The organism is Actinopolymorpha alba DSM 45243 (assembly GCF_000373925.1).
Taxonomy (GTDB): Bacteria; Actinomycetota; Actinomycetes; order Propionibacteriales; family Actinopolymorphaceae; genus Actinopolymorpha; species Actinopolymorpha alba.
Window position 1 is genome coordinate 517,314 of the sequence record NZ_KB892707.1, and the last position, 24,148, is coordinate 541,461.

Below are 24,148 nucleotides of genomic sequence, written 5' to 3' on the forward strand. Positions count from 1 at the left end.
GCAACACTGGAGAGGTGCACGAGCTCGGATGGCAACCGGCGGGGGTGGGCTTGTTCGTCCCCGGGCGGCGGGATGATGCCCTCGTCGCCGAGGTGCGGGAGGTCGTCACCCGCCTCGACGGGCTGCAGAACCCCGTCGTACGCCGGTGCTCGCCGATGACCTCGCTGGCCCTCTTGGACGCCGACCCGATTGAGGTGGTGGTGGACGGGTCGGCGTTCGAACGTCCCTATACCGACGAGAAGGCGGCTTTCGCGTTGGGTGACCGGTTGCGGGAGCTGTTGCTGGCCCTTGCGGTGACCCTTCGCCCCTTGTACGCCTCCATCGTGCTCGAGGCGCCGTTCCTGTCACCCAAGGACCTTCTGGTCACCCCGGAGCCTGACCTCTTCCTCGACGCGTGGTTCGACCTGTCCCGGCTCCATGCGGGGATCGCCTCGGCGTACTCCGGTGCCCACGTCGAACAGGTGAGCGGCGGCCTCTACGTGTCGACCAGGGCGCCCTTCAACCCGGCCCGTTTCGACGAGCCGTTGGCGGCGAGCCTCGAACGCGCTCGCCGGGCCATGGCGCAGGTCGTCGCGCACGGGTGAGGCGTACGTGAAACGGACCTGAGCACCAGCCCTGGCCGGGAAGGCGGTGCGTCAGGCCTCCGCGGGCGCGGTAGTGTCCGCACCGTGCTGCGGGTGGGGCTGACCGGCGGAATCGGATCGGGCAAGAGCGAGGTCGCGCGCCGGCTTGCGTCATACGGTGCGGTGCTGATCGACTCCGATGTCCTCGCTCGGGAGGTCGTCGCGCCGGGGACCGAGGGGATGGCGGCCGTGGTGGAGGCGTTCGGGGATGCCGTGGTCGCGGCCGACGGCTCGCTGGACCGCGCGGCCCTGGGGCGTCAGGTGTTTGCCGATCCGGCTGCACGCCGGCGGCTCGAAGCGATCGTCCATCCAAGAGTGCGGGCCCGCGCAGCTGAGATCGAGGCGGCCGCCGCCGCGGACGACCCGCGGGCGGTCGTCGTTCACGACATCCCCCTGCTGGTCGAGACGGGCCGGGCAGACAGCTTCGACGTCGTGGTCGTGGTCGATCTCCCCGAAGACCTCCAGGTCGAACGCCTCACGAAGCTACGGCGGATGACCCCCGAGGACGCGCGGGCCAGGATCGCCGCGCAGGCCCCCCGGGAGCGACGGTTGGCCGCGGCGGACGTCGTGATCGACAACGCCGGTGACCTCGCCGCGCTGACGGGGCAGGTCAGAGCGCTCTGGCGACGGCTCGCGGCCCGCAGCTGATCGGCTGGCGGCCCAGGGGCGATCGTTTGTGCCCGGCGCCTGGTCTGCCCCGGGAGGGGCTGTCGGTGGCCCCGCGTACGGTTGGTCCATGCGTCCGATTACTGACCTCGTCCGCAAGATCGCGCCGCTCAAGGTCGTCTCGGAGTTCGCTCCTTCCGGCGACCAGCCGCAGGCCATCGAGGACATCGCCCGTCGGATCGAAGCGGGCGAGCAGGACATCGTGCTGCTCGGCGCCACCGGCACGGGCAAGACGGCGAGCATCGCGTGGGTGGTGGAGAAGCTCCAGCGGCCGACGTTGGTGATCGAACCCAACAAGACACTGGCCGCGCAGTTCGCCAACGAGTTGCGGCAGTTCTTTCCCGACAACGCGATCGAATACTTCGTTTCCTACTACGACTACTACCAGCCCGAGGCATACGTCCCGCAGTCCGACACCTACATCGAGAAGGACTCCTCGATCAACGAAGAGGTCGAGCGGCTGCGGCACTCCGCGACCAACTCCCTGCTGACCCGGCGCGACACGATTGTCGTCGCCACCGTGTCGAGCATCTACGGCCTCGGCACGCCGCAGGAGTACGTCGACCGGATGGTGCGGGTCGCGGTCGGCGACGAGGCGGAGCGCGACCAGGTGCTGCGGCGCCTCGTCGAGATGCAGTACGCCCGTAATGACGCGGCCGGCACGAGGGGCACCTTCCGGGTCCGCGGCGACACGCTCGAGGTCTTCCCGGTCTACGAGGAGCTCGCGGTCCGGATCGAGTTCTTCGGCGACGAGATCGAGCGCCTCTCCACGCTTCACCCGGTGACAGGTGAGATCGTCACCGAAGACCAGGAGCTCTACATCTTCCCCGCATCCCACTACGTGGCCGGCATGGAGCGCATGGAGCGGGCGATCCAGGGCATCGAAGCGGAGCTTGCCGAGCGCCTCGAGGAGCTCCAGAAGCAGGGCAAGCTGCTTGAGGAGCAGCGGCTTCGGATGCGCACGACGTACGACATCGAGATGATGCGGCAGATCGGCACCTGCTCGGGGATCGAAAACTACTCGCGGCACATCGACGGCCGCGAGGTTGGCTCGCCTCCCAACTGCCTTCTCGACTACTTCCCCGAAGACTTCCTGCTCGTCATCGACGAGTCGCACGTGACGGTGCCCCAGATCGGCGGCATGTACGAAGGCGACATGTCCCGCAAGCGCACCCTGGTCGAGCACGGCTTCCGGCTGCCGTCGGCGATGGACAACCGGCCGCTGCGGTGGGAGGAGTTCCTCGAGCGGATCGGCCAGACCGTCTACCTCTCCGCGACGCCCAGCAACTACGAGCTGAGCAAGGCCGACGGCGTGGTCGAGCAGATCATCCGGCCAACGGGTCTGGTCGATCCGGAGGTCGTGGTGAAGGCGACGAAGGGTCAGATCGACGACCTGATCCACGAGATCCGGCTCCGCGAGGCCAAGCACGAGCGGGTGCTGGTGACCACGCTGACCAAGAAGATGTCCGAAGACCTCACCGACTACCTGCTGGAGCAGGGCATCCAGGTCCGCTATCTCCACAGCGAGGTCGACACGCTGCGCAGGGTCGAGTTGCTGCGGGAGCTGCGGATGGGCGAGTTCGACGTCCTGGTCGGTATCAACCTCCTGCGCGAAGGTCTCGACCTCCCCGAGGTCTCGCTGGTGGCCATCCTCGACGCCGACAAGGAAGGCTTCCTGCGCTCGGGCACCAGCCTGATCCAGACCATCGGCCGGGCCGCCCGTAACGTCTCGGGCCAGGTGATCATGTATGCCGACACGATCACGCCGTCGATGCGGAAGGCCATCGACGAGACCAACCGGCGCCGGGAGAAGCAGGTCGCCTACAACCTCGAGAATGGCATCGACCCGACACCGCTGCGCAAGAAGATCGCCGACATCACCGACTTGCTCGCCCGTGAAGACGCCGACACCCAGAAGCTGCTCGGCGGTGCCGGACGCCAGCGGAGCCGGGGCAAGGCGCCGGTGCCGGAGCTCGCGAGTCACGGTGAGGCCGGGCGGCATGCCAAGGACCTGGCCGCATTGCCGGCAGCGGATCTCGCCGATCTCATCCAGGAGCTCAACGACCAGATGAACACCGCGGCCGAGCAGTTGCAGTTCGAGTTGGCGGCCCGGTTGCGCGACGAGATCAGTGAGCTCAAGCGGGAGCTGCGCGGCATGCGCGAAGCCGGCGTCAAATAGCTGGTGCCCGATCCACCACCCGCGGCAGGCCCGACGGCACGAGCCACTAGGGTGTCAGAGCCATGGTCGAAATCGACATCGACGAGGCGATCCGCCATTCGTGGGAGCGGGTACGCCGGCTGGAATACCTCACCCGCCGACAGTCCTCGCTAGCCGAGGAGGTCGCCGATCTCGAGGTGCAGCTGTCCGGACTCCGCGCCCGGCTTCGCGACGAGGAACGCGACGTCGCCAGGCTGACCGGGATGTCGTTCGCCGCGCTGCTCGCATCGCTGTCCGGCGACAAGGACGACCAGTTGCTCCGTGAGCGCGTCGAGGCCGAGGCCGTCCGCCTCAGAGTGAAGGGGCACGAGGGACGCCTGGAGCAGATGAGGGCCCAGCTCAAGGACGTCCTCGCCGAGCTGGGCGAGCTAAGGGATGCGCGGTCGGCGTACGAATCCGCACTGGCCCGGCGGCCGGGACCCGCTGAGGCGGGCAGCTATGCCTCGCCCGACCTCGCCGACCTGGGGCGCCGGCTTGCCAGCGTCGAGGCCGATCTGTGGGAGCACGGTGAGGCGCGGGCGGCGGGCGCGAACGCGATCCAGTCGTTGCGGGCGGTGTCGGTCACCCTGCGCGGCGCCAGCGGTGTCGCATCGGCCGAGATGTCCGGCCGGACCTTCGCCGAACTTGTGCGGCACGGCCAGCTCGGTCAGGCGGATCGTGCCGCGTGGTACGCCCAGCAGGCGCTCGCCGACTTCAGCCGGCAGCTCGCCGACATCGGTGTCGAGACCAGGTTCGAGATGCCACCGGTCGACATCCGGTGGTTCGCGGACATGTTCTTCGACGACCTCATCACTGACGCGACCAGGCACCACCGGATCACCCGGAGTGCCTCCCACATCGAGGAGATCAGCCGCTGGGCGGCGGGCATGGTGGAGCATCTGAGTGTCCGATGCGGGCAGCTGTCGCAGACCGTCGCCCACCTGCGCCGGCAGTGGGAGGCGGTTCTTCACGGAGAGAAGAGTGCAGGAGGTGAGGCGTCGTGACGGCGGTCTGTATCGCGCATCGCGGGGAGCCGCGGGGGCATCGCGAGAACACCCTGCCGGCGATCCGTGCGGCGGTCGAGGCTGGAGCGGACATGGTCGAGATCGACCTTCGCCTCACCAGCGACGGGCAGCTCGTCGTCCTGCACGACCCGACCTTGGAGCGCCTGTGGGGTGATCCGCGTTCCGTTGAGTCGGTGACGTTCGCAGACCTCGCGGCCCGACATCGGGCAGCGTCGGGGGAGTGGTCGATCCCGACCGCGGACGAGGCGATCGACCTGCTGGTGGAGCTGGACACCCAGGTCATGCTCGACGTCACGTCCGTACCCATCGGTCTGGCGACCGCGGAACTCGTCCGCCGGCGGGGCGTTGGCGATCGGGTGCTCTACGCCGGTGACACGCAGGCCCTGACGGCGATCCGGGAACGCCAACCCCTGGCGCTGATCGCGTTGTCGTGGGGAGAGCCGACTCCGCCGGCCGACCGGGTATGGGACCTGATCCAGCCGCGATACTTCAATCCCGACTGCACCCTCGTGGATGAGCGACTCGTCGCCGACACACATTCGGCCGGGCGTCTCCTGTCGACCTGGACGGTCGACGACCCGGCGCGGATGGCCCGGCTGATCGAGTGGGGAGTCGACGCGGTGATCAGTAACGAGATCGCGACGCTGGTTGGTGTCGCCCACGAAACGAAGGTGTGAGTGGTGGGAGAGTACGACGGCGAACTCGCCACGGCCCTCGAACTCGCCGACTGGGCGAAGACGCGGATCACCGGGGCCCGCCCGACGGCAGTGACGACGAAGGCGAACGCGGCTGACCTGGTGACCGAGACCGATCGCGAGATCGAGCGGCATGTACGCGCCGTCCTCGCGGAGCGGTTCCCCAAGCACGCGGTGGTCGGCGAGGAGTACGGCGGCGCACCGGCGGTCGACGGCGGGCCGACCTGGTACCTCGACCCGGTCGACGGCACCACCAACTACGCGAGCGGCCTGCCGTGGTGTTCGTTCAGTCTGGCGCTCTGCGACGCCGACGGCCCGGCGCTTGGTGTGGTCGCGGACCCCTTCCGGGGCGAGGTGTTCAGTGCCGTGCGTGGCGGGCCCGCCCTCTGCAACGGCGTACCCATCCGATGCCGGGAGTCGGTCGACACGCTCACTGGAGAGATCGTGGTGACCGAGTGGGCGGCGTACCGTCCGTGGCCGGGGATGACCACGATGCTCGAGCGGTTGTCGGAACGCTTCTGCACCGCCCGGATCATGGGTTCCTCGGCGCTGTCGCTGGTGAGCGTCGCCGCCGGCCGGGCAGCTGGCGGTGTGATCGGTACGTTCAACGCCATCGACGTCCTCGCGGCGGTGTTCATCGCCGATCGGGCGGGTGCCGACGTCCTGGGGGAGGACGGCACGCCGACGCTGTTTCCGAGCCAAGGCGGCATCCTGGTGGCCGCTCCCGGTGTGTCGCAGGAGATGTGGCGAATCTGGACCACGCCAGCCGAAGACACCTGACGGCGACCCGCCCTAGCCTGGGCGGATGGTGATCAGGCCGGTCCGTCTCGAAGACGTGGAAGATCTGCGGCGGAACTGCTTCAGCGCGATGTCGTCGGACGAGGTCCGCGCCGTGGTCGGCAAGGAACTGGCGCGGGATGGCAACGACAGTGTGTGGCTGGTCGCCGAGGACGAGTCGGGAGAGGTGGTCGCGACGTGTACGGTCACCCGGCTCGCTCACCGGATGTGCCGCCATCGCGCTGATCTTGGCGGTTTCGTCATAGCTCCCCGAATGCAGGGGAGCGGCCTGGCCCGGCGGATTGTGGACGCGGCTCGCGAGGAGGCTCAGCAGTGGGGGTGCTCCATTCTCGAGATCAGCTGTCGCGGTGGGACTCATGCCGAGAACGCCTACAAGGGTCTTGGTTTCGTGGAGTGGGGCCGGCTCAACGGCGGTTACGAGGACTTCGACGAGGTGTATGACCAGGTGCACCTCGCGATGAGGATCGACCCTCGGTAACGAGGCCGCGGAATCTTCCGCGGGCGAACGCCGGGGTGGGCGCCCGCGGCGGGACTCCTCACCGGCCGCGGTCATGAGGCCGCCGTGGAGGTGTCGGGCGCCGGGCGTAGGGATGCGGCGGGGTACCAGTTCGTCACCCCGGTGGCGTCGAGCTTCGCGCGGCCGTACCACCCGTCGGCCTCCCTGACCCACCAGTCCAGGTGGCCGGGCCACCAGCGGCCGTCGACGAGCACCAGCACCTGCTTCGCCGGTACGACCTTGCGGGAAGCGGTGTCGGTGCGGGCCTCCTGCACCGCGTAGCGGGCGTTCATGGTGCGCGCCAGTTCGGTCGCCTGGGGTTCGGCGAGGTCCTGCTTGCTGTGCCAGCCGTTGACGGCCGCGTCCCACACGCCGTAACCCTGTGGGGTTCTACGGACTGCGAAACGGTCGATCATGTTCCTGTCCTCCGATCGGTCACCTTGGGCAGGGGGGATCGAACTGACGTTCGAATGGTACCTCCTTGGGTGCACTCCCCGCCGCGGGGTCGCCGGAAGAGGTGAGAGTTGGACAGTCCGCGTCCGTGTGGTGCCGGACGGTCGCCACGCCGGGTCCGGCACATGTCGAGCGCATTCCGGGGCGTACCGCGCGGATCCGCCAGACCGGACGTGCGGATGGGCGGCGATGGTCGGGATGTCGCCGGTCCGCGACCAGGTGGAGACCTCGCTGCCGATGACCGTAACCGACCTTCACAAGGTCTTTACTTTACGAAGACTTGCTCTCGACCGGTGGATGGTTGCAGGCTCGTCCCTGCGGATTCCTCGAGTTTCGCACCAGTCTCACCTGCGATGAACCCCGATGTGGCACCTCCGATGTGACAGGTCGTACGGCGTCTAAAGAAGGTGGGGACGATGAGTCGAACGCGGCTCGTGCGCATTGTTGTCAGTCTGCTGGGTGTGGCCCTCGTGGCTGCTGCCTGCGGTGGTGACAAGTCTGGTAGTGGCAATGCTGGTGGCGGTTCGGCGAAGGCGCTCACGATCGTCAATGCGTCGGGGGCTCTCTGGACCTGTAATTTCAATCCCTATGCCCCGTCGAGCGGACAGACCGGGGGCGTGATCTGGGAGCCACTTGTCTATGTCAATTCCCTGACCGGCAAGGAACAACCCTGGCTTGCCACGTCGTACGACTGGAGTGCGGACGGCAAGCAACTGACCTTCACCACCCGTGAAGGCGTCACCTGGACAGACGGTAAGCCGTTCTCCGCAAAGGATGTCGCCTTCACGTTCAATGCCGGCAAGACCAACGACGCGCTGGACACCTATGCCCTGTGGAGCGAAGGTGTCCTCGACAGTGTGGGGGCAAGCGGCAACACCAAGGTGACGTTCACCTTCAAGCGGGTGTCGACCTCGTCGTTCTATTACGTCGCCGGAAAGACCAACATCCTGCCCGAGCACATCTGGTCGAAGGTCGAGGATCCGGTCAAGGCCATGATGAAGAAGCCGGTGGGTACCGGCCCTTACACCATCGGCTCGTGTTCACCGCAGGTGGCGACCTACACCAAGAACCCGGAGTACTGGCAGAAGGGCAAGCCGCTCGTCGACAAGATCCTTTATCCGGCGTTCGTCGACAACCAGCCGGCCAACCTGCATCTCTCGCAGGGCAAGGGCGACTGGGGCGGTCAGTTCGTTCCCAATATCGACAACTACTGGGTGGCCAAGGACAAGGCCAACCGTAAGTACTGGTATCCGCCCAACGGCAACGTCATCATCGCGATCAACAGCACCAAGCCGCTCCTCGGCGACAAGCGTGTCCGGCAGGCCCTGTCGTCCGCCGTCGACCGGGAGAAGGTGTCCAAGGACGGCATGTACGGCTACCAGCCGCCGGCCAACCAGGCGGGAATCGCCGTTCCGACGTTCCAGGAGTGGTACGACGACGCGGCGGCGGCGGCGTACGACTACACCTTCGACCCGGCCAAGGTGGCCGAAAAGCTCGGCGACGCCGGTTTCACCAAGGGCCCTGACGGGATGTTCCAGACTCCGGACGGCAAGCCGTTCAAGCTCAGCATCATCAACAACGGTGGTTTCACCGACTGGGTCGCGTCAGTGCAGGTGATCGTCAGCAGCTTCAAGAAGGCCGGCATCACCCTCGAGGCCCTCAACCTCAATGGCAACGAATACAACCGCCGCCTGAGCCAGGGGCAGTTCGACCTCGCCTACACCTCGGGTGCCAATGGCCCGACGCCCTACTACGAGCTTCGCGACGTGTTGTACGGCGCGTACGCCGAACCCATTGGCAAGGACACCAGCCGAAACTACGAACGCTGGAAGGATCCGAAGACCGACGAGCTGATCGAGAAGTACGACACCCTGCTGGAGCAGAACGACCAGAAGGCCGTCATCAAGGATCTCCAGCGCATCATGCTCGAAGAGGTTCCGGTCATTCCGGTGACCCAGAACGTCGCCTGGTCCCAGACCGACACGTCGCGGTTCACCAACTGGCCAACGGCGGAGGATCCGTACGCCAACCCCGCGCCGTATGTCCAACCGGACTGGGCTGTGGTGCTCCTCAACCTGAAGCCGAAGAAGTAGCGTCGAGGGCCTGGGATGCCGCGACTGATCCGCAGGTTGGAGTTCTTCGTCGTCACGTTCTGGGCAGCGGTGAGTATCAACTTCCTGCTGCCCAGGATGATGCCCGGAGATCCGGTCCAGGAAATGATGAACCGGATGAAGGGACAGATCAGCCCGGCCCGTCGGCATTCGCTGGAGGTCATGCTCGGGCTGAACACCCAGGACCCGTTGTGGAAGCAGTACCTTGACTACTGGGGTCAGGTCGTGCGGTTCGACTTCGGATCTTCGATCACCTATTTTCCGGACACCGTGACGAACGTCATCTCGATCGCGATTCCGTGGACCCTCGGCCTGGTGGGTGCGACCACAGTTATCGCCTTCACCGTCGGGTCGTTGCTGGGCGCGACGGCGGCGTGGCGGCGCGGTGGCGTTCTCGACAGTGTGCTCCCGCCGGTCTTCATTGTCGTGGGTGCCCTGCCGTTCTTCTGGGTCGGACTCCTGTTTCTCTATGTGTTCGGCGTTGTGCTCGGCTGGGCTCCGATCGGATTCGGATACGACGTGACCACCGGGGAGTTCGACTTCTCGTGGACGACGATCAGCCAGATCCTTTCCCACGCGATCCTGCCGGCGACGGTGATCCTCCTGACGTCGGTCGGAGGCTGGATCCTCACGATGCGCAACACGATGATCGGCGTACTCAATGAGGACTACGTGAAGATGGCGCGGGCCAAGGGGTTGCCGGCCGGCCGGATCATGGTGCAGTACGCCAGCCGCAACGCGATCCTGCCCAACCTCACCGGGTTCGCGATGTCGTTGGGGTTCGTGATCAGCGGCGCGTTGCTGGTCGAGTTGGTCTTCACCTATCCCGGCGTCGGATATCTGCTCGTGCAGGCGGTCACGGGACAGGACTATCCATTGATGCAGGCGTTGTTCCTGCTGATCACCACAACGACGTTGGTGTCGGTCCTGATCGCGGACGGAGTGACCTATGTGCTCGATCCCCGCACCCGAGGTAAGGACTGAGTGATGGCGAGCCGAGAGATGGTGCCCGTCGTCGAGCCGGACCTACCGGAGCCATCGGGTCCCGCGGCGCGGCGGAACCGGGGCGTGCTCGGCAGTCTCGCGACCGCTGTCGTGAGGAGTCCGAAGGCGTTGGTTGGCGTGGTGATCCTGGGCATCTTTGTCGTGATGGCGGTCGGGGCGCCGTTGATCGCGCCGTACGATCCGCACGACACGGAGTTCGGTCGGGCCGAGGGGCCGTCGGGCGCGCACTGGTTGGGCACCACCACGTACGGACAGGACGTCCTCTCCCAACTTGTCTACGGATCCCGCCAGTCGCTCCTGATCGCCTTGCTGGTGGGCGGTTTCGCAACCTTGGTGTCCGCGCTCCTCGGAGTCGCCGCCGCCTATGTCGGGGACGTCGCCGACCACGTGCTGTCCCTCGTCACCGACATCTTCCTGGTGATTCCAGGCCTGCCGCTGCTGATCGTGATCAGCTCCTACATCCGAGGCGGCGGCCTGATGGTGATGGTCGGCGTGATCGTCTTCACCAGTTGGGCCTACGGCGCCCGGCAGTTTCGCGCGCAGGCGTTGTCGTTGCGCCACCGGGAGTTCCTGGAGGCGGCGCGGGTGCGCGGCGAGCGGACGTCGTACACCATCGTCTTCGAGATCCTGCCCACCATGACCGGGCTGCTCGTCGCGAACTTCCTCGGTGCGGCTGTCGGTGGTGTGCTCGCCGTGGCGGGCCTGCAGTTCATCGGGTTGGGCGACATCACGTCGATCAGCTGGGGCAGCATGATGCACTGGGCTGAGAACAACGAGGCGCTGCAGGCCGGCTCGCCTCTGTGGGATCTCGCACCGGGACTCTGTATCGCCTTGCTGGGAGCGAGTTTCGCCCTGATCAACTACGCCTTCGACGAGGTGAGCAACCCCGCCTTGCGACCCCCGAGGAGGAGACGCCGTGGCCGCGCCGTTGCCTAGCCTCCCGGAGTCCGCGATGTGGTCCGTGCCCGCGGACGAGCCCCTGCTCGAGGTGTCAGACCTCGTTGTCGAGTACGCCAGTGACGAGCCGGTCAGGGCCGTTGACAAGGTGAGCTTGCGGGTCGGCCGCGGGGAGTTCGTCGGCATCGTGGGCGAGTCGGGGTGTGGCAAGTCAACCTTGCTGTACGCGATCTCGTCGTTGCTGACCTCCCCGGCCCGGGTCGTGTCCGGATCGGTGACATTCAAGGGTCACCAGATGACGTCGCTGACCGAGGACGAACTCCGGCAGATCCGCTGGCGCGACTTATCCGTCGTCATGCAAAGTGCGATGAACGCACTGAACCCGGTGCTGACCATCGGCGCCCAACTACGAGATGCGATGGCGGCACACGAGAAGGTCTCACCCGCACGGCTGCGTGAGCGGTCGGAAGACGTGCTGCGCCTGGTCGGTATCGACCCGATCCATCTGCGCAGCTATCCGCACCAGTTGTCGGGCGGCATGCGCCAGCGCGCGATGATCGCCATGGCGCTGGTCTTCAAGCCCGACCTTGTCATCATGGACGAGCCGACGTCGGCCCTCGACGTGGTCGCCCAGCGCTCGTTGATACTGCGGGTGAAGCAACTGCAACGCGAGATCGGGTTCGCCGTGCTGTTCGTGACGCACGACATGTCCTTGGTGAGCCACTTGTCCGACCGGCTGGCCATCATGTACGCAGGCCAGATCGCCGAACTCGGGCCCACGCGAGAGGTGTTCTCCAACCCCAGACACCCTTACAGTCAAGGGCTTCTGCAGGCCTTCCCCTCCATCCGGGGTCCCCGGCGCCCGCTCACGGGCATCCCCGGTAGCCCACCAGACCTTCGCCGACCACCCACCGGTTGCCGCTTCCATCCACGATGTGGTCAGGTGATGGAAGTCTGCTCCCGCGATGAACCCCGGGTCCACCAGGTCGGCGACACCGATCTCGTGCGATGCCATCTGTACGAAGCGGAGGCGTAGCGATGGTTGCCACGGAGACTGCCGGTACGGCCGACCAGCCAGGTGAGTCGGGTCGGGCGGGGAGGCCTTCCCATCCGGTGCTTCGAGCGCGGAGGTTGACCCGGCACTTCAAGGTCGGTGGAACCTTTGGTCGGCGTACTCTCCACGCGGTCGACGACGTCGACCTGGTGATCGGTGAACGCGAGATCGTCGCGCTCGTGGGCGAAAGCGGAAGTGGCAAGAGCACCGTCGCCCGGCTGCTTGCCCTGCTGTATCCGGTGACCGCCGGCGACATCGAGTTTCGCGGACAACCTGTGGCATCGTTGCGGTCGCGGAGAAGGAAGCTCGACTACCGCCGCCGGGTGCAGATGGTGTTCCAGGATCCGTTCAGCTCGCTCAGCCCGGTGTATCCGATCTCGCATGGCCTTCTGCGCGCGCTCATCCTTCACCGGCCGGAGCTGTCGAGGACGGCCCGTCGCGAGGAGGCCGAACGTCTGCTGGAGTTGGTGGGCCTGACACCCGCGCGGGAAATGCTGCAGAAGTATCCGTACGAACTCAGCGGTGGGCAGCGCCAACGCGTCGGGTTCGCCGCCGCCCTGGCTTGCCGGCCTGAGGTCATCCTCGCCGACGAACCCGTGTCGATGCTGGACGTGTCCATCCGCATCGGCCTGCTCAACCTGATGGCGGAGCTTCGCGAGCGAGCGGGTGTGTCGTTCCTCTACATCACCCATGATCTGGCCAGTGCGCGGTACGTCGCGGACCGGATGATGGTGATGTACGCCGGCCACGTGGTGGAGTCCGGGCCCTCGGAGGAGGTACTGACCGCGCCGCGACACCCGTACACCCAGCTGTTGCTCGCGGCGGCACCCGATCCGTGGGCGCCGCTGGGGGAGGCGGCGGAAGGCGACTACGGCGAACCACCGAAGGTCGTCGACCCGGGGGAGGGGTGCCGCTTCCGCCCGCGCTGCCCGCTGGCCGTGTCAGCGTGCGAGAACATCACGCCCAGGTTGACCGAGCTGGGACCGGGACATTCGGCGGCCTGCCATGTCGCCGCCGATCCTGCCCTGCGTTGAGCTGCTGTCATTACGTGAGGTTGCTGAACAGCCCGGGCGATTCCTACCTGCTGGATAGGGAATTGACAGGCGTGGGTGGCCCGGTTAGCTTCGCTGGTATGAAACCCCGTCGCGCGCGCAGTGGGCGGACCATGTGCCGGCCCGCCCGCCCGTCACGGCATGACCTTCGCAGTGTCCTTCGGTGCGACCTCGTGAGTCGCCGGCACGTCGATCTGCGTCGGGTGGCCAGCGCGATCTGTCGCGGCTGACCGCGGCCTCGCCTCACACACAAGGTGGGTCAGTACGTCGTCGTCCGGCCACCCCGCTCTTTTCTCCCTGACGCGTTCCTCTCATCTGGAATCGGTTCCAGCTTTCCCGTCACGCGTCAGGGCCCAGACCCTCGCGGAAGGATTTCGCCATGCCTGTGGAGTTTCTCGGTCTCGGAGCGACGAACGACGGCTCAGAGGCGCACGCACGGTCAGGCCCGCGGTTTGACCGGAGCTTCACGTTGCGGCTGGCCCGTGCCCACCAGGAACACGGATGGGACCACCTGACTTCCCCTGCGGCACAGGTGTCTCCGACCCCGCCCGGGCCGCGGCGTTCGTCGCCAGGCGGACCGAGCGGATCCAGCTTCGCCTGGCCCACAAGCCAGAGCTTGCTCCGCCCACGTTCGCGGCCCAGCGGTTCGCCGCACTGGACCGGATCAGTGACGGCCGGGTGTCGGTCCAACTCGTCACCCCCACCAGCACCAGCACCAGCACCAGCACGGTCGGCCGGACGCACGAGGTCCAACTGCCTGAGGAAGAGGCCCACGAACGAACCCGGGAGTACGCCCAGATCCTCAAGCTGGCCTGGACAACCAGGACGCAGTTCGACTACGGCGGCACGCACTACCAGGTCAACGACTTCGCCAGCGAGGTCTTCCCCGTACGGCAGCCGCGTCCTCACCTGACCTTCAGCGGCTCGTCGCCCGCGGCCTTCCGGACCGGCGGTGCGGAAGCGGACGGCTTCCACCTGCCGGCCGCGCCGAGTCGTACCCTCGCCGAGCAGATCGGCTGGGTCAGAGCGGCGGCCCGGTTTGCCGGGCGGTCCGGCGTACCCACGATCCAGGTGGGATTCCGTCCGATCCTGGCGGCGACCGAGAAGCTGGCCTGGGAGAAGGCGCGCGCCACGCTGCACGCGGTCCGGGCGCGAAAGGCCAACCGTGGTTCGCTCGAACGCCACACCCTCCTGGTGGGCACTCCGGAGACGGTCGCCGCCGCGCTGCTCGACCACTACGACCTCGGCGCGACGGCGTTCCTCGGGTGGGGATTCGACCTCCTGAGTGACGCTGTGGAGTTCGGCCGGCAGGTCATCCCGATCGTCCGCTACGAAGTCGCCCGGCGGGAAGCCTCCGGCGCCAGGCCGGGCGCGACCCGTGGAACGCCCGGCGCAGACCCCCATGCCGGGGAAGCCTGGACAACTCACGAAGCCGTCGAGCACGATTGGCTGTGGCGCCGGGGCGCGGCCGGTGGTGGACCACTGGCCCGCCCGAAATTGTCGCGCCGGCGCCGCTCGACCACTAGCATCTCGGCGTCGAGAGTTTCTCGGCCCGCGGTGTCGAACGTCCTTGGAGATGCCATCGACTTCGGTCGCTATGTGATCCCACTCGTGCGCGAGTAGTTGCCAAGCGGGACGCCGAGCGAACGGCGTAGCGATCCCCTGAGGGAGCTGATAATGGGATTCGCGCAGGACTGGAAAGAGTGGCACCAGGAGCGTGAGCGGTCGGCGGCCGCGCCGTACTCCATGCTCGCTCTGGTCGGTACGTTCTGGATCGACGACGCGACGACGGTTCCTGAGGTGCCCGGCATGTGGAGTGTCGACGAGCAGGGCGTCATGGTGAAGGGTCGGGGCGAGGATGGTCTCGTGGTCGACGGCGAGGTTGTCGACGGCACGTCCCGGCCGCGTTCTGACCGCGATCCCAGACCGTCCACCATCTCCCACGGTGACTGGAAACTCGCGCTGATCGAGCGGAGCGGCAGGTTCGCGGTGCGGGTCTACGATCCCCACGCGACGACACGCACCTCCTTCGGGGGCATCGAGGCGTTCCCGCCGGAGGAGCCGTGGGCAGTGCCGGCGACCTACACCGCCTATGCCGGTGAAGTAGTGGTGACAGTCCCGAACGCCGACGGCTACGACCGCGACCTCGCCCTGTCAGGTGAAGTGCGGTTCGTCGTCAACGACCAGGCGCTCACGCTGCGGGTCAGCAGGCGCGACGACGGCCTGCACGCGGTCTTCTCCGACCGCACCAGCGGCGACACGACCTTCCGCTTCAGGTTCCTCAACCTGCCTGTGCCCGACGTCGACGGCGCGACGCTGATCGACTTCAACCGCGCCTACCTCCCGCCCTGCGCGTTCACCGACCACTACCTGTGCCCCTACCCGCCCGAGGACAACGCTCTGCCGCTCGCGGTCACCGCCGGCGAGAAGGCGATACGCCGCCGCCGTTGAGACGCGGGGTTCTGGGGCCGAGGCTGGCGTCAGCCGCGTTCGAGCTTGTCGGGCACCACCATGCTCAGCACGAAGCTCGCGAGGGACACGATGATCGCGCCCCAGAAGCCGGCCCAGAATCCGTCCACCGTGAAGGTCAGATGGAGCTGACTGGCAAGCCACCCCACCAACAGGAACAGCAGGGCGTTGACGACCAGCGAGATCAGACCGAGCGTCAGGACGTAGAAGCCGCAGCCGACCACCTTGATAATCGGTTTGAGTACGGCGTTGACGACACCGAAGATGACCGCGACCGCGAGGAGCGTGCCGACCTTGGCCGCTGTGGACGTGCCGCCCAGCGCGATTCCGGGCACCACCAGCGTGGCGGCCCACAGCGCGAGAGCGTTGATGACGACGCGTACGACGATGCTGATCACCCATCGATCCTCCCACGCCTGTCCGCTCCCGCAGAAGTAACGCCGGGCGGTGAGTTCACCTCCTGCCTGTTACCGCTCGTCGCCGACCAGTCGCGTGACGCCGCCGGTGAGTTTCGCGAGCACGGTGAGGGCGTACCCGAGCGCTTCGTACCTCGAGCTGGTGAGTACGAGGTCGCCGTCCACCACTCGTGCGGTGATGCGCTCGCCGGGTGCGATCAGGTGGCGCGCGACGAGTTGGCGGCCGTCGCCGGCGGCGTACGTCACCCGCACCGTCGCAGGGGTGCTGCCGGGATTGGTGAGGATCGCGGTGTGCTCACCTTGCTGGCGGGCCAGGACGCTGACGTCCGTACGTACGAAGAATCGCAGGATGTCCCCGGTGGAGGCGGGGGCGTTGAGGGTGAACGACGCGGTGGTGACGTCGCCGGTGATCCGGCTCTGTGCCGCGGTGAGGGGCCCGCCGCGAGGCTCCTTGAGCCTGAGGGTCGCCGAGCCTGCGCCGGACCACCGGGCGACCGCCAACCGGCTGGTCCCGTCATCGGCGCGGGCCATGAGCGCGGACCATCCGTCGGGTACGGCGGGCTGGGAGACATGGGCGGCGAGCTTCGCGGTCGTGGCGTGATCGTTGCCCGGGAAGAGCGCGGCGCCCCGGTTGCCCGTCCCCGTGTCCGTCGATCCGGTGACCAGAAGGGAGTTGTTCCTGCCGTCGACGGTCCGGGCTCTGATCCCTGAGCCGCCCATGACCACCATGCCGAGCCGGTCAGCGAGGTTGACCCAGCTACCTCTCAGCGCGCCAGAGCCCTCTCCGCCCACGGAGTAGATCGGACGGTTCTCCGCCACACCGGGGATGCGCTCCAGCGAGTAGCTGAAGGTACTTCCCGTGCCGCGGTCGAGGAGCATGGTCATCCCGTCCGGGAACGCCGTCATCGAGAACATCCGGGTGCCGATCAGGCCCGCGGTCGAGAACCGGTCGGGGCGGCAGTCGCAGGCGTGCTTGCCGGCGCCCTTCGCCGCGCCGATCAGGCTGCCCGGGCGGTAGTAGGTGAACACCGGATCGTCGAGATGGCCCGTCGCGGGCGGCACCACCAGTCCCATCGGCCGGACCGGATTCCACGACATCGTGACGGTCGTCCCGTCGAAGCGGCCCTGCACGACCTCGACGTCGCCGTACACGTGGGTTCCCGACGTCGCGTCCCGGTCATCCCGGAACTCCTCCTCGCTGGGCGTTGGCGACGGGCCGAAGACGCGGTGGTTCCACCATGACCCCGCGATCCGTTTGACCAGCATCGTTTCGTACCCGAGCTCGCTCTGGCCGAGCAGCGACCCGTCGGGTTGCGCCGCCTGCCGGCGCGCGATGGTGAGCAACGCGCGCGACTCCAGGACCGAAGCGTCGGGACGGCGGAACCTGGTGGCGAGCACGGACAGATAGCCAAGGTGCTGGTAGTCCTTGCTGATCCAGTCCTGGCCGGCCGGCATCACCAGGTCACCGTCGTCGCTCGCGAGCGGCCCGAGAATCCCTTCCCACACCTCCTGGGCGCGGAACCCCACCTGCGGTGGCGCATGCCCGGCCACCGCCTCGATGATGGCGGCATCGCCCACACTCACGTGGGTCACCTGTTGGTAGAGCGGGTTGAAGAAGCCGTGGTTCTCCATCGTCAGGTCGGGATACAGGTTGACCGAGGAGATGCGGTCCTTGACCGGCCGGCTCTCGACGATCTGGTCCGACTCCGCGTCGGCGGACGTCGACGAGGCGTTCAGGGCGAGGACGATCGCGCGCTCACGCCATTTCGGCGCCCGCGGATCCTGGGGCGACAGGGCCGCCGCGAGGGCCGGTGTCGGCGCGTTCCAGCCGTTCTCCTCCGCCTTGGTGTCGCCCTTCTCGCCGTTGCCGATCGGCTTGGTGAGGAGGATGTCGGCCTCCGCGGAGATCACCTTCCTCGCCAGAACCTTCGTCTCCTCGTCCAGGTGGTCCCAGAGGAGGTACGCCGCGAACCCGAACGTGTAGGTCACCAGCGAGGCCTGCGTGGTGCCGCCACCCCAACGGTCGTGGCCCGCCCCCGAGAGCTTGTTGGTGAGCGCAGTGTGCCGGATCGACTTGATGGTGTGGTCCAGCATCGTGGCCCGGGAGACGCCGCCGAACGACGACTGGCGGGGGAGTGCGGTGAGCAGGGTCGCGTACGCGAACGCGAGCTGTCCCGCACCCCGGGGCTGGGTGACGCCGGTGCCAGCGGACTCGTACCGGCCGGTGTTGGGTTCGGGGATGTCGGAGCTTCGCCAGTAACGCTCCGCGTGGGGGACGAAGCGGGACAGGATCTGGAGCTCCAGTGCCTGCTTCTCCTGGTCGGTCAGGACCCGGTAGCTGCTGTCCGCCACCTTCCTCTGCTCGGTCTGTAGCTGGTAGCCATCGTCCGTCGCGATCGATGGCCGCGCCATGGACAGGATGCCAAGCAACGCGGCGATGCCTCCGCTGAGCACGATCGACCGGCGCATCTGCTCCCCCCTCTGGAGCCCACGGCCGCGAACCCCCGTGGTGGGGGTCCGAAAGCGGCCGGCGCCCCTCCCCGAATCTGGCCCCCCTCAGGCGCGCTGGCTGGTGGTCTTGGCCATCGGCCCGGCCGCCGGCGACAGGTGCTCCAGGCGTTCGACCGGAGTGAACCGGCCGCTCTCCTCGTCGAGCACCAGTAGCCGCGCGGCCTCGATGTCGAAGTACATGCCGACCAGGCGCAGCTCCCCCCGAGCCAGCCGGTCGGCGACGATCGGATAGGTGTGCAGGTTGGCGAGCTGGTGCGCGACGTTGCGCTGCGACAGCTCCGCCCCCGATGTCTCTGATGACGTCGTGTCACCGTCGTGGGCAGTTCCCGCCGTCAGAGGAAGCCCGTGCCGGAGCCAGCGGTCCACGGGCGAGGAGAACAGCTCGGTCGCCGGGTCGCCGCCCTGGCTGGGCACGATGGGCCGGGCCCTCGTGAGGTCGTGGAGCTCGCTCAACCGTTTGACGCCGCCGCAGTGGGAGTGGCCGCAGACGGTGATGGTGTCGACGCGCAGGACCTCCAGGGCGTACGTCAGAGCCGCGGCGACCGAGGTGTCTGTGCCCGCGTCGTGTTGCGGAACCAGATTGCCGACGTTCCGCACGGTGAAGAGGTCGCCCGGCCCGCTGGCCGTCATGAGGTTCGGCACCAGCCGGGAGTCGGCGCAGGTGATGAAGAGGTGTGACGGCGCCTGCCCCTCCGCCGCGAGGCGACTGAGGTACGGGCGGAGCAACGGTGCGGCCCGCCGGTGGAAGTCACGAGCGCCAATCAGCAGGGGCGCGAGCCCGGACCGGTGTGGTGCGCTGCTGTCCGCGCCGAGCACGCCGCGGATGTCCTGCCAGGTGGACCAGGGGGCGAACCATCGCGGCGAGGGCGCGGGTCCTGGCCGGGTCGGCGGGGGCGAGCCGGCGCTGGCCGCTTCGTACCACCGCTCGTGGATCTCGTCGATGTCCACCTTCCCGCCGAGTCGTTCGTGGTCGAGCCGCCAGGAGTGCAGCGCGTCGAACGCCGCGTGGTCCATGAAGTCGACGTTGAGGTCGAGGTCGACGTGGGCCCCGCGCGGGATGGCGGCGAGCGCCGCGATGAACCGGGGTACGGCGAGGAACGTCAGCGATCCTTCGAGGACGACGTGCCAGTAGTTCCCCTGGTTCTCGGTACGGATGTGGGCGCGGGTCATCCGGCGCAGTGCGAGGAGTACCGCCAGGCCGACGCCAAGCAGGACGCCCTCGACCAGGTTGAGGACGACGACACCGCCGGCGGTCACGGCGTACACCGCGATCTCCCGGTGGTTCACCAGGTTGCGGATGTGGTGGACGTTGACGAGCTGGACGCCGACGTACACCAACAACCCGGCGAGCGCTGCCAGCGGGATGTACTCCAGGAGGCCGCCGAGGAGCAGCGTGAAGCCGACCACCCAGACGCCGTGGAGCACGGCGGACATCCGGGTCCGCGCACCGGCGCCTACGTTCGCGCTGCTGCGCACGATGACGCCGGTGACGGGATAGCCGCCGAGCGCGCCCGAGAAGACGTTGGCCGCGCCTTGGCCGATGAGCTCCCGGTCGAGGCGTACCCGCGGCCCGCTGTGGAGGCGGTCGACGGCGACGGCGGAGAGCAGCGACTCGACGCTTGCGACCATGGCGACCGTCACGGCGGCGAGGAGTACGCCCTGCCAGGCGCCGCTCTCGGGCAGGCGCGGCAGGACCAGGGCCTGGAGCGGGTCGTCTGGCAGCCGCAGCCGCTCGGAGTCGAGCCCGAGCAGGATGGCCACCAGGGTCACGCCGAGGATCGCCACCAGGGGAGCGGGCACCCGGCGCATTGTGGCGGGCAGTCGCGGCCAGAGGAGCAGGATCACGATCGTGAGGAGTCCGACCGCGACGTCGGCCGAGTGCGGCTCGACGATCTGGCCGGGAAGATCCAGGAGGTTACGCACGGCCGAGCTCTGTGATGCGCCGCCGAGGACGACGTGTAACTGCCCGAGCGCGATGACGATCCCGACGCCGGCGAGCATGCCGTGCACGATCGCGGGCGAGACTGCCAGCGCCGCCCGCGCCACCCTGCTCAGGCCCAGCGCGATCTGGATAAGGCCTGCCAGGGCGGTGATGAGGCAGGTGACCGCCCAGCCGTACTGCAGGGTGATCTCGGCGACGATGACCGTGAGTCCAGCTGCCGGGCCGCTCACCTGGAGGGCCGAGCCCCCGAGCGCTCCCGCGACGATCCCGCCGACGCCCGCGGCGACGAGGCCGGCGATGACGGGGGCGCCGGCCGCGACCGCGATGCCGACAGACAGCGGGACCGCCACCAGGAAGACGACCAGGGAGGCGGGGAGGTCATGGCGCAACGTCAGACCATGTTCGCGGTCCGTGTCGCCGCCGGCTCCCGTAAACCGCCGAGCTGCCTTGGCGAATCGCTCCATATGTGACCCCCGAACGCCACGCCCTGATACCTGCTGTGCCCATTGACACACACTCGGTAACTGTCGTTGGAGGTACGCGTAGATATGACTTGATAGTTCCTTCTGGGCTCTATGGAAGGGATCACATCACCGCGGCGCGCGGCGTTCCTCGCAAGCTTCTAGACTTTGGCGGTTGCCCACGCGGGGCAACCACTGTGAGCCGGTCCATCCGGGCAGGGGGAATTCGTGGGGCCCGCCACCTCCACCGAGCAAGCTGAGATCCACCGCGAGCAGCAGTTCGTCGACCGCGTCTACTCCCGCCTGGCGGCGATGGTCGAGAACGCCGGCGCCATCCGCGAGGAGGGCCGGACCCGCGGGCTCCTCGACTACACCGGCCAGATCAAGGAAGAGGACTACCGGAGCCTCTTCGAACGCGACGTCATGGTCGACCACGCCGTCCGCCGGCTCGCCGTGCTCGACGCCCAGCGCGAGGGGCTCGTGTTCGGGCGGCTGGACCAGCGCGGGGGCGAGGTCCGCTACATCGGCCGGATCGGCGTCCGTGACGCCGAGCACGAGCCCCTCGTCATCGACTGGCGGGCACCGGTCGCGTCGGTCTTCTACCAGGCGACGGCCGTCGACCCGAAGGGCGTCGTACGCCGACGCGTCCTGCGGTGCCAGGGCCAGCGGGTTGTGGGGGTCGAGGATGACCTGCTCGACCCCGACCACGCGGCATCCGACCTCACGGTCGTGGGTGACGGCGCGCTCATGGCCGCGCTGACGGCAGCCCGCGGCCGGCAGATGCGCGACATCGTGGCGACGATCCAGCGCGAGCAGGACGAGATCATCCGGGCCCCCTCGCCCGGCGTGACGCTGATCAGCGGTGGGCCCGGCACCGGCAAGACTGTGGTGGCGCTGCACCGCGCCGCGTACCTCCTCTACACCGACCGCCGCCGGATCGCTGGCGGCGGCGTGCTCGTCGTCGGTCCCTCTCCGGTCTTCATGAGCTACATCGAGCGCGTCCTGCCCTCACTCGGCGAGCAAGAGGCGACCCTGCGTTCCATCGGCGAGATCGTCGACGGTGTGGTGGCCCGCCGGCATGACCCGTTCGAGGCCGCCGTCGTCAAGGGCTCCTTGCGGATGCGCCAGGTGCTCGCCCGGGCAGCCCGGTCTGATGCCCCCGGTGCCCCCGATCAGGTCCGCCTCTACGCGGCGGGCCGGATGCTCCGTCTCGGCCCCGCCGAACTCGCGGCGGTACGGAACGACGTCCTGCGGCGGGGCTCCCGGCGCAACCGCGCGCGGGCAGACGCGGTCCGTGCCCTCCTCGCCGCCCTGTGGCGGAAGGCCGCCGACGGCAGCCCGGTGTCCAGGGCGGAGTTCGAGGAGGAGCTGTCAGACCGCGACGCCTTCGTGGAGTTCGTCGACGCCTGGTGGCCGATCCTCCGGCCCGAGCAGGTGCTGGGCTGGCTGTCCGACCGCGACCGGCTGGCCCGGACCACGAAGGGGGTGCTCCGCCCAGCCGAGGTCGACACGCTGGTGGCGTCGTGGGCGGCGACCGAGGGGTTCTCGGTGGAGGACGTCCCGCTCCTGGACGAGTTGCACGCCCTGCTCGGCGACCCGCCCGTCCCACCCCCGCCCTCGGCCGAACCCTTCGAGTACGACGGCGTACGTGAGGTCACCACGTGGGCTGATCGGGACCATGCCCAGCGCGGCCGGGTCGACCGTGGGCCGCAGCTCGACGGGTACGCCCACGTCCTCGTGGACGAGGCACAGGACCTCTCGCCCATGCAGTGGCGGATGCTCGGCCGGCGCGGCCGGCACGCGAGCTGGACGATCGTCGGCGACCCCGCACAGAGTGCCTGGCCCGACATCGCCGAAGCCGCGGCGGCCCGGGACGCCGCACTGACCCGTGGCACCCGGCGTACGTTCCATCTGAGCACCAACTACCGCAACTCGGCGGAGATCTTCGACCTCGCGGCCGGCGTGATCCGGCGCGAGCTCCCGGACCTGCCGCTCCCCGAGGCGGTACGCCAGACCGGACACCCGCCCACCCACCTGGTGATCGAGGCGACCAGGCGCGCGGACGCGGTACGCGCGACGGTCGAGACCCTGCTGGACGAGGTCGAGGGCACTGTCGGCGTGATCGTTCCCCAGGCCCGCGAGGCGGAGGTCAGCGGCTGGCTCGCCGACCTCGCCGCCGTGCACGGCGACCGGGTGGCCGTCGCGACCGGGCTGGCGAGCAAGGGGCTGGAGTACGACGCGGTCGCCGTGGTCGAGCCGAGCGAGATCGCGTCCGAAAGCCCGGTCGGCCTCCGGACGCTCTACGTCGTCCTTACGCGGGCGACCCAGCGGCTCGTCACGGTGGGCGTCGACGACTGGCTGGGCATCGCGGGTTGATCGCGAGCGCGCGGCGCCGGCCCGAGGTGGGGGTGGGCCCGGCGGGCGAAGCCCGTGGGGGCCGGATCCGCAAGGGAGTGGCACCCGGGTAATAGGGTTTCGGCTAGGAGGCAGGACCTGGGACTCTCTCCCGGATCGGCCCTGACAGCGGGTAGCGGGTGGCTCACCAGCACGAGCGCAAGCTCGCCGCGAGGGGCCGCGATCCGCGAGATCGGCGCGGGGCCTGTCGTGGTGCTCCGAAGGGGGAACTACACGTGGCGGAGCCGGTTGAGATCCGTGACGTAGGACGAATTCTGACGCTGCCCAACCTGTTGAGCTTTGCGAGGCTTGCGGGTGTTCCGCTGTTTCTGTGGCTTGTGCTGGGACCCCGAGCTGATGGCTGGGCGATCATCGTCCTCGCGGTGTCCGGTTTCACCGACTGGCTCGACGGCCAGCTCGCCCGCCGGCTCGGCCAGGTGAGCACCCTCGGCAAGCTGCTCGACCCCTTCGCCGACCGGCTCTACATCCTCGCGGTGTTGTTCGCGCTGACGGTCAGGGAGATCATCCCGCTCTGGCTGGCCGCGCTCATCATCTTGCGGGACGTCCTGATGGCCGGCCTGCTCGCGCTGCTCCGGAGGTATGGCCACGGGCCGCTGCCGGTGCACTTCCTCGGCAAGGCCGCGACCTTCTGCCTGCTGTACGCCTTCCCGCTGCTCTTCCTCGGCGAGGGGACCAACGGCGTCGCCGAGGCGGCGCGGGTCGCAGGGTGGGCGTTCGCCATCTGGGGCACAGGACTTTACTGGTGGGCAGGGGTTCTCTACGCCCATCAGGCCTACCAGCTGATCCGAGGTCGTACGCCGGCCCAGCAGGCAGAGGAGGGGCGGCTTCGCACCTGACTGGGCGATCCCAGGTCATGTGGTCC

21 protein-coding genes are annotated in these 24,148 nt (G+C 68.2%); 17 read left to right on the forward strand and 4 right to left on the reverse strand.

What is annotated here, in order from left to right; translation table 11 throughout:
• Nucleotides 1–14: 14 nt before the first annotated feature.
• The 7 genes from B141_RS0102285 (at nt 15) to B141_RS0102315 (ending at nt 6,482) form a co-directional block, all read left to right on the forward strand.
• Nucleotides 15–584: a hypothetical protein gene (locus B141_RS0102285; RefSeq protein ID WP_020573551.1), complete on the forward strand. Its 570-nt coding sequence runs from the start codon at nt 15–17 to the stop codon at nt 582–584.
• Nucleotides 585–668: 84 nt separating this feature from the next.
• Nucleotides 669–1,271: a dephospho-CoA kinase gene (gene coaE / locus B141_RS0102290; protein WP_026256835.1), complete on the forward strand. Its 603-nt coding sequence runs from the start codon at nt 669–671 to the stop codon at nt 1,269–1,271.
• 88 nt (nt 1,272–1,359) lie between these two features.
• Nucleotides 1,360–3,468, forward strand: a complete 2,109-nt coding sequence (gene uvrB / locus B141_RS0102295) for an excinuclease ABC subunit UvrB (protein WP_020573553.1) — start codon at nt 1,360–1,362, stop codon at nt 3,466–3,468.
• A 62-nt stretch (nt 3,469–3,530) separates the two neighbouring features.
• Complete coding sequence (locus B141_RS0102300) at nt 3,531–4,490, forward strand: hypothetical protein (RefSeq protein WP_020573554.1); 960 nt, start codon at nt 3,531–3,533, stop codon at nt 4,488–4,490.
• A complete protein-coding gene (locus tag B141_RS0102305; protein ID WP_020573555.1) occupies nt 4,487–5,188 on the forward strand; it encodes a glycerophosphodiester phosphodiesterase in 702 nt (233 codons plus the stop codon). Before B141_RS0102300 ends, B141_RS0102305 begins: the two co-directional genes overlap by 4 nt.
• A 3-nt stretch (nt 5,189–5,191) precedes the next feature.
• Complete coding sequence (locus tag B141_RS0102310) at nt 5,192–5,986, forward strand: inositol monophosphatase family protein (RefSeq protein ID WP_157180738.1); 795 nt, start codon at nt 5,192–5,194, stop codon at nt 5,984–5,986.
• 25 nt (nt 5,987–6,011) lie between these two features.
• Entirely contained in the window at nt 6,012–6,482 is a 471-nt protein-coding gene (locus B141_RS0102315; RefSeq protein WP_020573557.1) for a GNAT family N-acetyltransferase, read from the forward strand.
• 71 nt (nt 6,483–6,553) lie between these two features.
• Here the strand turns inward: B141_RS0102315 and B141_RS0102320 are convergent, their stop codons facing one another.
• Nucleotides 6,554–6,916 (reverse strand): hypothetical protein, encoded by a 363-nt coding sequence (locus B141_RS0102320; protein WP_020573558.1) that lies wholly within the window; start codon nt 6,914–6,916, stop codon nt 6,554–6,556.
• Nucleotides 6,917–7,369: 453 nt separating this feature from the next.
• Between B141_RS0102320 and B141_RS38540 the strand changes: the two genes are divergently transcribed.
• The 8 genes from B141_RS38540 to B141_RS0102355 all read left to right on the forward strand — a co-directional run bounded on the left by B141_RS38540 (nt 7,370) and on the right by B141_RS0102355 (nt 15,523).
• On the forward strand, nt 7,370–9,046 hold the full coding sequence (locus B141_RS38540; RefSeq protein ID WP_020573559.1) for an ABC transporter substrate-binding protein: 1,677 nt from the start codon (nt 7,370–7,372) through the stop codon (nt 9,044–9,046).
• Between the two features lie 15 nt (nt 9,047–9,061).
• Nucleotides 9,062–10,048 (forward strand): ABC transporter permease, encoded by a 987-nt coding sequence (locus B141_RS0102330; protein ID WP_020573560.1) that lies wholly within the window; start codon nt 9,062–9,064, stop codon nt 10,046–10,048.
• Between the two features lie 3 nt (nt 10,049–10,051).
• Nucleotides 10,052–11,005, forward strand: coding sequence for an ABC transporter permease (locus tag B141_RS0102335; protein WP_020573561.1), 954 nt, complete (start codon nt 10,052–10,054; stop codon nt 11,003–11,005).
• Nucleotides 10,986–12,002 (forward strand): ABC transporter ATP-binding protein, encoded by a 1,017-nt coding sequence (locus B141_RS0102340; RefSeq protein WP_020573562.1) that lies wholly within the window; start codon nt 10,986–10,988, stop codon nt 12,000–12,002. Before B141_RS0102335 ends, B141_RS0102340 begins: the two co-directional genes overlap by 20 nt.
• A gap of 2 nt (nt 12,003–12,004) precedes the next feature.
• Nucleotides 12,005–13,054, forward strand: coding sequence for an ABC transporter ATP-binding protein (locus tag B141_RS0102345; protein WP_157180739.1), 1,050 nt, complete (start codon nt 12,005–12,007; stop codon nt 13,052–13,054).
• A 131-nt stretch (nt 13,055–13,185) separates the two neighbouring features.
• Nucleotides 13,186–13,302, forward strand: a complete 117-nt coding sequence (locus tag B141_RS52660) for a putative leader peptide (protein ID WP_420313570.1) — start codon at nt 13,186–13,188, stop codon at nt 13,300–13,302.
• A gap of 271 nt (nt 13,303–13,573) precedes the next feature.
• Nucleotides 13,574–14,695, forward strand: a complete 1,122-nt coding sequence (locus tag B141_RS38545) for an LLM class flavin-dependent oxidoreductase (protein ID WP_020573564.1) — start codon at nt 13,574–13,576, stop codon at nt 14,693–14,695.
• Nucleotides 14,696–14,749: 54 nt separating this feature from the next.
• Nucleotides 14,750–15,523, forward strand: a complete 774-nt coding sequence (locus B141_RS0102355) for a DUF1684 domain-containing protein (RefSeq protein ID WP_020573565.1) — start codon at nt 14,750–14,752, stop codon at nt 15,521–15,523.
• A gap of 29 nt (nt 15,524–15,552) precedes the next feature.
• Here the strand turns inward: B141_RS0102355 and B141_RS0102360 are convergent, their stop codons facing one another.
• The 3 genes from B141_RS0102360 to B141_RS0102370 all read right to left on the reverse strand — a co-directional run bounded on the left by B141_RS0102360 (nt 15,553) and on the right by B141_RS0102370 (nt 20,799).
• A complete protein-coding gene (locus B141_RS0102360; RefSeq protein ID WP_020573566.1) occupies nt 15,553–15,939 on the reverse strand; it encodes a phage holin family protein in 387 nt (128 codons plus the stop codon).
• A gap of 69 nt (nt 15,940–16,008) precedes the next feature.
• Nucleotides 16,009–18,426, reverse strand: coding sequence for a hypothetical protein (locus tag B141_RS0102365; RefSeq protein ID WP_020573567.1), 2,418 nt, complete (start codon nt 18,424–18,426; stop codon nt 16,009–16,011).
• 87 nt (nt 18,427–18,513) lie between these two features.
• Nucleotides 18,514–20,799, reverse strand: a complete 2,286-nt coding sequence (locus B141_RS0102370) for a SulP family inorganic anion transporter (protein ID WP_237742595.1) — start codon at nt 20,797–20,799, stop codon at nt 18,514–18,516.
• Between the two features lie 300 nt (nt 20,800–21,099).
• Here B141_RS0102370 and B141_RS0102375 point away from each other — a divergent pair, with 300 nt between their 5' ends.
• On the forward strand, nt 21,100–23,247 hold the full coding sequence (locus B141_RS0102375; protein ID WP_020573569.1) for a HelD family protein: 2,148 nt from the start codon (nt 21,100–21,102) through the stop codon (nt 23,245–23,247).
• Between the two features lie 254 nt (nt 23,248–23,501).
• Complete coding sequence (gene clsA / locus B141_RS0102380) at nt 23,502–24,122, forward strand: cardiolipin synthase ClsA (protein WP_020573570.1); 621 nt, start codon at nt 23,502–23,504, stop codon at nt 24,120–24,122.
• Nucleotides 24,123–24,148: the final 26 nt, after the last annotated feature.